This window comes from Microcystis sp. M53602_WE12, from assembly GCF_030065455.1.
GTDB lineage: Bacteria > Cyanobacteriota > Cyanobacteriia > Cyanobacteriales > Microcystaceae > Microcystis > Microcystis aeruginosa.
On the sequence record NZ_JASJFB010000812.1, the window covers coordinates 1 to 9,761 of the forward strand.

Annotated in this window: 13 protein-coding genes; 4 read left to right on the forward strand and 9 right to left on the reverse strand. The window is 41.6% G+C overall.

Annotated features, from left to right (window positions below; all coding sequences use genetic code 11):
- On the reverse strand, positions 1 to 1,184 hold a 1,184-nt coding region (locus PX482_RS24925), incomplete at its 3' end, for an FprA family A-type flavoprotein (protein WP_288123163.1).
- A gap of 365 nt (positions 1,185 to 1,549) precedes the next feature.
- Here PX482_RS24925 and PX482_RS24930 point away from each other — a divergent pair.
- Positions 1,550 to 1,840: a hypothetical protein gene (locus PX482_RS24930; protein ID WP_147068862.1), complete on the forward strand. Its 291-nt coding sequence runs from the start codon at positions 1,550 to 1,552 to the stop codon at positions 1,838 to 1,840.
- A gap of 355 nt (positions 1,841 to 2,195) precedes the next feature.
- On the opposite strand, the gene hypF is transcribed toward PX482_RS24930, so the two are convergent.
- The 5 genes from hypF to PX482_RS24955 all read right to left on the reverse strand — a co-directional run bounded on the left by hypF (position 2,196) and on the right by PX482_RS24955 (position 6,307).
- Entirely contained in the window at positions 2,196 to 4,463 is a 2,268-nt protein-coding gene (gene hypF, locus PX482_RS24935) for a carbamoyltransferase HypF (RefSeq protein ID WP_288023296.1), read from the reverse strand.
- Positions 4,464 to 4,490: 27 nt separating this feature from the next.
- Positions 4,491 to 5,165: a hypothetical protein gene (locus PX482_RS24940; protein WP_002759281.1), complete on the reverse strand. Its 675-nt coding sequence runs from the start codon at positions 5,163 to 5,165 to the stop codon at positions 4,491 to 4,493.
- Between the two features lie 52 nt (positions 5,166 to 5,217).
- Positions 5,218 to 5,670, reverse strand: a complete 453-nt coding sequence (locus tag PX482_RS24945; protein ID WP_002759283.1) for a coiled-coil domain-containing protein — start codon at positions 5,668 to 5,670, stop codon at positions 5,218 to 5,220.
- 221 nt (positions 5,671 to 5,891) lie between these two features.
- The gene (locus PX482_RS24950; RefSeq protein ID WP_155120390.1) at positions 5,892 to 6,041 is read right to left on the reverse strand and encodes a hypothetical protein; all 150 of its coding nucleotides are present in this window, start codon (positions 6,039 to 6,041) and stop codon (positions 5,892 to 5,894) included.
- A gap of 116 nt (positions 6,042 to 6,157) precedes the next feature.
- Entirely contained in the window at positions 6,158 to 6,307 is a 150-nt protein-coding gene (locus PX482_RS24955; protein ID WP_288123165.1) for a hypothetical protein, read from the reverse strand.
- Positions 6,308 to 6,386: 79 nt separating this feature from the next.
- Between PX482_RS24955 and hisN the strand changes: the two genes are divergently transcribed.
- A complete protein-coding gene (gene hisN, locus PX482_RS24960) occupies positions 6,387 to 7,193 on the forward strand; it encodes a histidinol-phosphatase (protein ID WP_288023294.1) in 807 nt (268 codons plus the stop codon).
- A gap of 273 nt (positions 7,194 to 7,466) precedes the next feature.
- Here the strand turns inward: hisN and rpe are convergent, their stop codons facing one another.
- A complete protein-coding gene (gene rpe / locus PX482_RS24965) occupies positions 7,467 to 8,174 on the reverse strand; it encodes a ribulose-phosphate 3-epimerase (protein ID WP_002759286.1) in 708 nt (235 codons plus the stop codon).
- A 294-nt stretch (positions 8,175 to 8,468) separates the two neighbouring features.
- Between rpe and PX482_RS24970 the strand changes: the two genes are divergently transcribed.
- The gene (locus PX482_RS24970; protein ID WP_002759287.1) at positions 8,469 to 8,804 is read left to right on the forward strand and encodes a hypothetical protein; all 336 of its coding nucleotides are present in this window, start codon (positions 8,469 to 8,471) and stop codon (positions 8,802 to 8,804) included.
- A gap of 58 nt (positions 8,805 to 8,862) precedes the next feature.
- On the opposite strand, the gene PX482_RS24975 is transcribed toward PX482_RS24970, so the two are convergent.
- Both PX482_RS24975 and PX482_RS24980 read right to left on the reverse strand, forming a co-directional pair.
- Positions 8,863 to 9,144: a type II toxin-antitoxin system RelE/ParE family toxin gene (locus tag PX482_RS24975; protein ID WP_002782273.1), complete on the reverse strand. Its 282-nt coding sequence runs from the start codon at positions 9,142 to 9,144 to the stop codon at positions 8,863 to 8,865.
- Complete coding sequence (locus PX482_RS24980) at positions 9,141 to 9,356, reverse strand: hypothetical protein (RefSeq protein WP_002759295.1); 216 nt, start codon at positions 9,354 to 9,356, stop codon at positions 9,141 to 9,143. Before PX482_RS24980 ends, PX482_RS24975 begins: the two co-directional genes overlap by 4 nt.
- Positions 9,357 to 9,539: 183 nt before the next feature.
- Here PX482_RS24980 and PX482_RS24985 point away from each other — a divergent pair, with 183 nt between their 5' ends.
- Positions 9,540 to 9,674 (forward strand): hypothetical protein, encoded by a 135-nt coding sequence (locus PX482_RS24985; protein WP_288027816.1) that lies wholly within the window; start codon positions 9,540 to 9,542, stop codon positions 9,672 to 9,674.
- Positions 9,675 to 9,761 lie beyond the last annotated feature (87 nt).

Below are 9,761 nucleotides of genomic sequence, written 5' to 3' on the forward strand. Positions count from 1 at the left end.
GCTTCCTCACAGGTCTTTAAAATTGCCTCCGTGGGCTTAAATTTAACCCGAATTGGCTCAAAACCGAAGCGATAACCGCCATCCCGGAATTTACCTTCCAAAAGATCGATCGCTTCACCACTCCAACCGTAGGAGCCAAAAACCCCCACCAGCTTGCTTTTATCGCCATTGGACAGGGTAATCCCCAAGGCGGTTTGGATGGGAGTGGGTGCGTGTCCTCCCAAAGTGGGGGAACCAAAGATAAAACCGACACTTTTTTCGATCGCCGTTTTGATCTCGTCTGGTTCAGCGAACTCGGCATTAATCGCCGTCACTGCTACTGCCGCTTTCGTGATTCCCATGGCGATCGCTTGAGCAAGGGTGGCGGTGTTGCCGTAGGCACTAGCATAAATCAGGGCGATTGTCAACTCTTGGGACTTTTGTACTGCTAACCATTGTTGATAGGAAAGGGTCAATTCGTGCATCCCGTAACGCACCAGAGGACCGTGACCAACGGCATAAAATAAGGGCGATTTAGCGGCTAATTTCTCCAAAGCGTTGCTAATTTGGCTGGCATAGGGAGCCATGAGACAATCGAAATAATAACGCCGATCTTCGTTATAAACGCTCCAACCCTCATCAAAAATTTGGTCGCCACAAACGTGCGCTCCGAATAATTTATCGGTGTAGAGAATATCGGTTTTGCTGTCGTAGGTACAGAGTTGATCGGGAAATCTGGGGTTAGGAGTGGGGATAAATTCTAATTGATGGTTTGCTCCTAAATTTAATATTTCTTCCCCCTTGACAACCAACAGATTTAATGCTTCGGTTTCAAGAATTTTTTTCAGGGAAATTGCCCCCGGATTAGAACAAACAAAAGTGACTTGAGGCGCGATTTCTAAAAGTGCCTTGAGGGTGACGGCACGATTGGGGTTAACGTGACCGAGAATAATATAATCAATAGTTTTCGGATCGATTCTTTTAGTTAAAGCCTCTAAAAATATGGACGAGAATGATTCCCCCGGGGGATCAAAAAGAGCGACCTTTTCACTTTTAATCAGATAACTATTGGCGGTGGTTCCCTTTTGTAATCCGTATTCGATCTCGAATTTTAACCGGTCCCAAGTGCGGGAACGAAAGACAAAAGTATCGGCGGCTATCGGTGCTACTTGTACATCTCTCGGTTTGACAATTGCATTATTCATAATTTTAGTTACCAGTTATCAGTTAAGTAGTCAAGTAGTTAAGCGGCAACTTGAGGCTGTGATCATTTTTTACTTGGCAAGTTTGGCATCAAAGTCAACACTTGATTTTTGACTAAATACAGCCTTTTATCGCTAGGGACGAGTGGGGAAATTTATAGGTTATCTTGCCAGCCGGAAGGACATCAATATCTAAAGTACACTATCTCTGGGAAGAAACCTAGCTTCTAGCAATTTGCTCGCGGGTAACGATACTCCTCTGGGGGGATTTGCCAGTCTATTGAGAAATTCTAAAGGGAACGTGATCCCCAGAAGCGAGGTGCTAGTCTGAGGAAAACCCTGCTCTCTCCCTATCAGGCAAAGTTTTTATGAGCTATCAGCACTCGTCTTTTGACTGCACTAGCGCCAATTTTGAGAAAGCCGCTTTGACTCATTTTCGCGCTCTTGTGGCTTTTTTACCAGATAATTGCCGTGTTTACCGGCAAACTTGGGAATTTTCTACGGTTCTCTGTCTCGATTTTCTAGCCTGTTTGCAGGGACTAGCAATCACCCGTCAAAATTTCGCCCATCTAGTTAATGTGACACAAGAACTGGGTTTAGGTCAAGCAATTATTTTGAAAGTAGGCAATAAAATCGTTGAGTGGCATCGTTTAAACTAAAATCTCAATTTTCGACCATCTCAACAGTCTAGAAAAAAATCGGCTCTCTCTGTTCTTTGTGTCTCTGTGGTTTATCTTTAACGCTTATAACTACCTCTTACCTCTGGGTGCATCTCATTTTTGCACTCTCAAAAATTAATTATGCAAGAACTCTATAGTAGGGTTGATTCATGAATCAACCCTACCCAAACCCTAGAGCGCATTGGTTTTTCGGTGGGATGCTTACAGGCAGCTGCTGATATGTCTGTAATAATTTAAGGGTCACTGATAATTGCTGATTGTCGGTATTTCTGCAAATGTGAGAGGCACCCCTTGCCTCTTGTCTATCCTAACCAAGAAGTTAATTTTGTCCTATCTAGAACTGTTTAAGTTTAGAAAAAGCCCCGATAATTTGACCAAGGCTAATACCACCATCATTAGTGGGAACAGTTTGCTGCCAGTAGGGTTGAAATCCCGAAGCTTGTAGGCGATTAATTGTTCTTTCCGTCAGATAACGATTTTGAAAACAGCCTCCCGTCAGGAGAATTTTTTCTCTGCCTATTTTCTGAGCAATTTCTACAATAATCTCACTTAAACTATTATGAAATTTAGCGGCAATTATGCCGATTTGTACTTGTTTTTCTAAATCCTCAACAACTCCTAAAATTAGCTGATTCCAATCAATAACTATGGGTGAGTCAGCTGATAAAGAAAAATTATAATATTCCTCCGTTTTAATGCCCTCAAGGGCAAATTCTAACTGCATTGCTGCCTGTCCCTCAAAACTTAATTGATAACATAAACCTAGAATCGCCGCCACACCATCAAACAAACGCCCGACACTAGAAGTTAAAGGACAATTAATTTTTTTGGTTAACATTTGCCTAAAAATAGACCATTCCTGTTCACTAAAAGCTGATTTTATCCTATCAGTATTTTCCATAACTTCTAGTAATCCTAAAGCCACTCGTCTGGGTTCTTTAACCGCTTTTTCTCCTCCCGGTAATAGCCAGGGTTTAAAATGGGCGACTCGCTGCCAAGAATCGGCAGCAATATGGATAAACTCTCCCCCCCAAATTGTGCCGTCTAAACCGTATCCTGTTCCATCCCAAGCAACCCCTAAAACCGGAGGTTGTAGCTGATGTTCTGCCATGCAGGATAAAACGTGAGCGTAATGGTGTTGAATGGGAATAACGGGCAAATTTAAGCTATAAGCGTACTTGGTCGCTAGATATTCAGGATGAGCATCACAGGCAATAACTTCGGGTGCAAACTCGTATAATTTTTTTAAACTATCGAGGATATTTTCAAAATGATTGACAGCATTAACCGTATCTAAATCGCCGATATGTTGACTGATAAAAACTTGATTTTTTTGGTAGATAGCCACGGTATTTTTAAAATAACTTCCCACAGCCAAAATCGGGGGAAAATCTCCATCATTAACTTTAATGGGAAAGGGAGCATATCCCCGCGCTCGCCGCAAAATCATCGCTTTTCCCGCCATTTCCCTGATAATAGAGTCATCCACTGGTCGAACAATAGGACGATTATGAACTAGAAATAAATCGGCGATAGTTCCCAATTTTTCTAAAGCTTCTTTTTCCTCAATACAGATAGGTTCATCGGCTAGATTACCACTGGTTGCCACAATAGGAAAGCCTAATTCTGCTAATAAAAGATGGTGTAGGGGAGTATAGGGTAACATGACTCCTAGATAGGGATTACCCGGAGAAACGGCAGCAGAAAGATAATTTTTTCTTTGTTTGATCAGGACAATTGCCGCTGCAGGAGACTGCAATAATTGCGATTCTAAAGAAGATACATAACCGTGGTTTTTCACTAACTCAAGATTAGGATACATCACGGCAAAAGGCTTATCTGGTCGCTGTTTACGTTGTCGCAATTTTTGCACTGCTTCCGTATTTCTTGCATCGACAACTAGGTGAAATCCTCCTAATCCTTTGATCGCCATAATTTTTCCCTGTTCAATTGCTATAGCAGTGGCGATTAAAGCTTGATCTTTTTCCGCTAATACAGAGCCTTGACTATCTAAAAGACTAATTTGGGGTCCGCAACGAGGACAGGCATTCGGTTGGGCATGAAAACGGCGATCTAGAGGGTTTTCGTATTCCCTTTGACATTCGGGACACTGATTAAAACCCCTCATAGTTGTGGCACTGCGATCATAGGGTAAACTCTCGATGATACTGTAGCGAGGACCGCAGTTAGTGCAGTTAGTAAAAGGATAGCGATAACGACGATTATTCGGGTCAAAAATATCGGCTAAACAATCGGGACAAGTGGCTAAATCTGGCAGAACAATTGTATTCTTTTCACCGCCGCTGCTAGGACGTATGCTAAAGTTTTGATAACCGACGGTATTTAACCATTGAGTCTCAATATTTTCAATTAGCGATTGAGGTGGTTTTTCTAAAGATAATCGAGTCAAAAAAGTTTCTAGTTTGTCTCGATTGCCCTCGACTTCAATAAAAACTCCCGCTGCTGTGTTATTCACCCAACCGGCTAAGTTTAATTCCGTTGCTAATCGATAAACAAAAGGACGAAAACCGACCCCTTGTACTGCCCCGCGCACAATTAAAGCTAATCGCTGATCGGATTGATAATTTAACGGGGAAAACATCAAATTCATCCCTGATTACTTTTCCCGTTATACTAAACTTTCACTAATCACCCGACAGCATTCTTCCACACTGGCCCTTTTTTCCATAGCTATCACTAAAGCTTGATAGGCAGTCTGTTGTTTTTCTAAAAGAGTTTTTGCCTGTAATAAACTCCAGCGCTCTTTTTGGGCATAATTATTCTCGGAAACCCCCGCTAATTTTAAGGCCGATTGCAGATAAAATCGATCGCTTTCTCCCCCCTCCGCTTTACCATAAACTAAGGTTTCGGCAGCAATTCCCGCCATCCACACCGTAGAAATTCGCTCTAAAAAAGCGGGAAAATCGGTAAAGTTCTTGACTTTTTGCTCTAAATCTGCTAGTTCAAATTGAACACCGCCGACTCCCTCCTGGCCTTGACGAAAGGCTTCCCAAGCGGTCAAACTATAACTGGCGATCGGAATGCCTAAAATATAAGCGGTGAGAAAATGTCCGGCTTCGTGGTGAATAACTCTTTGACGGTGTTTACTAGGAGAAAGAGCATCCAGTAGTAAAGTCACGCCTCGGTTATTAAAGGTGAGAGTATCAACGGTAACTAATCCCAAGAGGCTAAAAGTAGCTAAAGCGGGGACAAAAGGCGAAATAGACAGCAAAGGGGTGACAAATACGGAAAGAGTGATCGAAAAAACGGTAATCGCGATCAGATTTAAAGCTGTCTGTTCCATAAAAATTAATAAAAATATACAAATGCTTAATACTATGTTACATTGCCTAGTTTTATTTTCCCCGAATTAACCAACCAATTACCCCACCCACAAAAGCAGTCACAATCGATATACCGATCTGTTTCCAGTTTTTTACCTCCCCAATTTTTTCGGCTAAATCGGGAATTTTTCCCACGGATGCCTCGATGAGTTGCACTCTTTCATTTAAACCGGTGATTTTTGCGTCTAAAGTCCTGATTTCTCCCTTAATTTCCGTCTGTCCTATCTCTAAGACCTGAATTTCTCTTTTGATCTCTCCGACGCTATTCTCGATCGCTTTTTGTCCACTCTCCAAAGAGGTTAAACGAGTTTCGATCGCTTTTTGTCCACTCTCCAAAGAGGTTAAACGAGTTTCGATCGCTTTTTGTCCATTCTCCAAAGAGGTTAAACGAGTTTCGATCGCTTTTTGTCCATTGATAATCAGATTTTCTAACCTTTTTAGGTCATTTTCCGTAAAAGCCGTCATCAGCTAAACTCCTAAATAGATTAATTTTTTCTCGTCTTGAGATTGAGTCGATCGTTGACTAATTTAATTATGGAGTCAAAATCAAACTGTTACCCACTGATAGTTCTAGCTTCGACGCGGCAATAGGGATTGAGGGTGATAGGCAAATTTCCCCCACTTCCCCAATTCCCCACTTCCCTTTACCATAAATAAACATTATCGTTTTCCTGTATGGATAACTTTTATTGATGAATATCGCTCGCACTATGCAAGAGGCAATAGAGATTGAGGGTGATAGGTAAATTTCCGCTAAATCCCCGACCTCCCCACTTCCCCACTGATAATTCATAATTCATAATTCCCACCTCCCCACCTCCCCACTGATAATTCATAATTCATAATTCCCACCTCCCCACCTCCCCACTGATAATTCATAATTCATAATTCATAATTCCCCATCTCCCCTTTACCATAAATAAACATTATCGTTTTCCACTATGGATAACTTTTATTGATGAATATCGCTCGCACTATGCAAGAGGCAATAGAGATTGAGGGTGATAGGTAAATTTCCGCTAAATCCCTCACCTCCCCACTTCCCCACTGATAATTCATAATTCATAATTCCCACCTCCCCACCTCCCCACTGATAATTCATAATTCATAATTCATAATTCCCCATCTCCCCTTTCCCATAAATAAACATTATTGTTTTCCTGTATGGATAACTTTTATTGATGAATATCGATCGCACTATCCAACTAGCTCATCAATTAGCGGACACTTCTGGAGAGATTATCCGGCGCTATTTTCGGCAGCCCCATCTAGAAACCGAGACAAAACTCGAGCAAGTTTCCTCAATAGTAACAATCGCCGATCAAGAAGCTGAGGAGGCGATGGTGGCGATTATTCGGCGAGAATTGCCTGAAGATGGCGTTATTAGGGAAGAAGGAGCTAATATTCCCTCCCAAAGTGGTCGTTATTGGGTATTAGATCCCATCGATGGCACATCCTCTTTTGTCAAAGGATTGCCGATTTTTGGGACTTTAATCGGCCTAGTGGCAGAAAATCAACCGATTTTAGGAATTGTCGATCAACCGATTTTAGGCGATCGCTGGTTAGGAGTGAAGGGAAAAGCCAGTCTTTATAATAACCAGATGATTGTTAATCCCTACCGTCAAGATCGGGAACTTGTCTTAAAAAATGCCTGTTTAGCCTCCACCACTCCCTTAATGTTTATCACAGAACGACAACAAGCGATCGCTCGTCAGCTGCAAAGCGTCTGTAAACGTACCGCTTTTGGGGGTGATTGCTATAACTATATGATGTTAGCCACCGGCTGCACTGCCATGCCGATGGTCATCCTAGAATCAGACCTGAAATACTACGATTTTTGTGCTTTAATCCCGATTATTGAAGGTGCGGGCGGAATAATTAGCGATTGGTCAGGTAATCCCCTAAAAGCTGATTCTAGCGAAGTTTTAGCCGTCTCTAATTCCGGTTTATGGCAGCAGGTTTTAGAACAAATCAGCAGAGTGGGTTAGTGCCAATACTAAGATAATTAAGGCCGGCTGAATAAATCTAAAAACCTTGTTGGGTAAGACTTTTAGACTTTTTGTCAATCAAAAAGTACCAGTTATGGGAGTGATCGTGGGAAAATTACGGGACTTTTTCTCTGAAAATTAGGTAATTGACCAGATGGGAATCAGTAAAAACCTACACCCCACACCCCACACCCCACACCCCACACCCTGTCCCCACAAAAAACTTTTTCAGCAGACCCTAATTAGTCAACAGCTAACCCACCCCCGCGGCAATTAAACGGTGGCTAATTGAGGTTGGGGACGTTTGCTGTTACGGATACCTTCGATCGCCGTCCCGTAATCGGGGGCATTAAATACCGCCGAACCTGCTACAATCGCATTGGCACCCGCTTCGAGAACTTGCCAAGTATTAGCCGGTTTTAAGCCGCCATCCACTTCAATCCAGGGATCCAAGCCTCTTTCATCGCACATTTGACGTAATTGACGGATTTTGGGGACAACTTCCGGGATAAAACTCTGGCCACCAAAACCGGGGTTAACGCTCATAATTAGGACTAAATCGCACAAATGCAGCACATATTCGATTAAATCTAGGGGAGTGGAGGGATTTAATACCACACCCGCTTGTTTACCGAGTTCGCGGATTTGGCAAAGAGTACGATGGAGGTGGGGAGAAGCATTATGTTCAGCGTGAACAGAAATAATGTCAGCACCCGCTTTCGCAAAGTCAGCCACATATTTTTCCGGTTCGACGATCATTAAATGCACATCTAAAGGTTTTTTCGTATAGGGACGAATAGCGGAGACAATCAGGGGTCCAATGGTGATATTCGGGACAAAACGACCATCCATCACATCAACGTGAATCCAATCGGCTCCTGCCTTATCCACAGCCTCGATATCGGCTCCTAATTTACTAAAATCCGCCGATAGGATCGAGGGAGAGACAACGATCGACTTCGAGCTTCCGTTTTGGGTCATGGCTAACTATAGAATTTCGTGTTTATATTTTCGTAACAATCTTATCAGCAATCAGTGATCAGTGATCACTAATCGGATTTGAGTTTTCAGTCGGGGTAATCCCAGAACATTTTGTATAAATTGTAACAGACAAAAATTTGTGATTGTTGTAAAGCAATAACCGCTACTGACAATCAAGCATTTCTACTCTAAAATAAAAGATATTGCCATCCCTGTTAGGGAATTTATTAGAAACTTGAGGTATATAAGTGTGACATAATCACAGTTTCGCATTTAACCTTCATAACCTGAAATATGAATATCATTGACGCTTTAAATCTCAAAAACCCCCAAGATTACCCCTCTAGAGAAGCCTATCAGCAAGACGTTGTCAAAGCGGTACAGGTATTGATGCGTCTAGGTATTATGGATAGTCCCTCGGCCGATTTAACCGGTTCCCTAGACTCTATCCTTGAGAAATTACAAGAGGATGAACTGGCTATCTACGGTAGAAAACGCAGTAAACAAGAAATTATCGCCGATTTAAAGCAAGTTAATAGTGAAATTGCCGAACTCGATCGAGAAATAGCCGACTTAGAATGGCAAATTGCGCTCAAAAAAGCTGAAATATCTGTTAATGAAGCATCTTAGGGTTTTTTATCTTGATTCTGTTTCGGTTTCTCCAAACTGAGCGCAATAATCATCCGCACTAATAAACTTCATCGTGAGTCCCAATTGACTCTAAAAGAATTGCCTGTTTCTGCTCATATTCAACGAATTTAAAGACAATTCTTAAATCATAGCCGACACTACAAGCATAAGAATCTTTAAGCTCCCCTTTTAATTTGTGTGTTCTTAATCGAGGTTGAAATGGATCTACGGATAATAAAGCTAAAGTTTCTTGGATATTTTGAACTAAAAAAGCCTGTTTTTTCACAATTTTTCGAGCATTTCTAATAAATATATTGGAGCGTAATAAAACAAAATTCAGGAAAGGATTTCCTCCATGATTTGTTCAGGTGTCAGGGGTTGACATTGACCTTGTGCAAATTCTTGTTGAGCTTCTTGAACATCTCTAATCAACTCTGTTCTTTTTTGATCTCGAAGACGATTCTGTAAAATATGAATGAGATTTTCTTGATCTTCAAGAGAAAGTTGCTCGGCTGCTTCTAGAATCTCTGCAAAGGTTGTTTGTATTGCCATTTTATTAAGGGGCGATCGATTAAACTATCTAGGGTTTACAATCAAGGCTAAAAATAGCGAGAGTTACCGCATAACCATTTATTATATCGACATTTTTTGTCTAGTCAACTATTTATAACTAACTAAGTAGGGAGGCACAATTATTTGTAGGATGGGTTAGCGGTAGCGTAACCCATGCGGGCGTTGGGTTTCATACTTCAACCCAACCTACGTTCTAATCAATTAAGTCTCTTACCAGATAAGGATTTAGTCGATTTATGCCACCCTATAGAACCATACCAAGTAACGAAGAACCCATTTTTGGCGTTGTCAAATTGAAAGATGCTCCGAATCAGCACCGGAACTGAAATTACTTTGATAGGAAAGATTACATGGCATCTTGACAATTAGTGTTTAATGAACGAA

Coding starts and splice junctions, on each gene's coding strand:
- PX482_RS24930 (WP_147068862.1), top strand. CDS start 1,550: ATGAGCTATCAGCACTCGTCTTTTGACTGCACTAGCGCCAATTTTGAG.
- hypF (WP_288023296.1), bottom strand. CDS start 4,463: ATGTTTTCCCCGTTAAATTATCAATCCGATCAGCGATTAGCTTTAATT.
- PX482_RS24940 (WP_002759281.1), bottom strand. CDS start 5,165: ATGGAACAGACAGCTTTAAATCTGATCGCGATTACCGTTTTTTCGATC.
- PX482_RS24945 (WP_002759283.1), bottom strand. CDS start 5,670: ATGACGGCTTTTACGGAAAATGACCTAAAAAGGTTAGAAAATCTGATT.
- PX482_RS24950 (WP_155120390.1), bottom strand. CDS start 6,041: ATGAATTATCAGTGGGGAGGTGGGGAGGTGGGAATTATGAATTATGAA.
- PX482_RS24955 (WP_288123165.1), bottom strand. CDS start 6,307: ATGAATTATCAGTGGGGAGGTGGGGAGGTGGGAATTATGAATTATGAA.
- hisN (WP_288023294.1), top strand. CDS start 6,387: ATGAATATCGATCGCACTATCCAACTAGCTCATCAATTAGCGGACACT.
- rpe (WP_002759286.1), bottom strand. CDS start 8,174: ATGACCCAAAACGGAAGCTCGAAGTCGATCGTTGTCTCTCCCTCGATC.
- PX482_RS24970 (WP_002759287.1), top strand. CDS start 8,469: ATGAATATCATTGACGCTTTAAATCTCAAAAACCCCCAAGATTACCCC.
- PX482_RS24980 (WP_002759295.1), bottom strand. CDS start 9,356: ATGGCAATACAAACAACCTTTGCAGAGATTCTAGAAGCAGCCGAGCAA.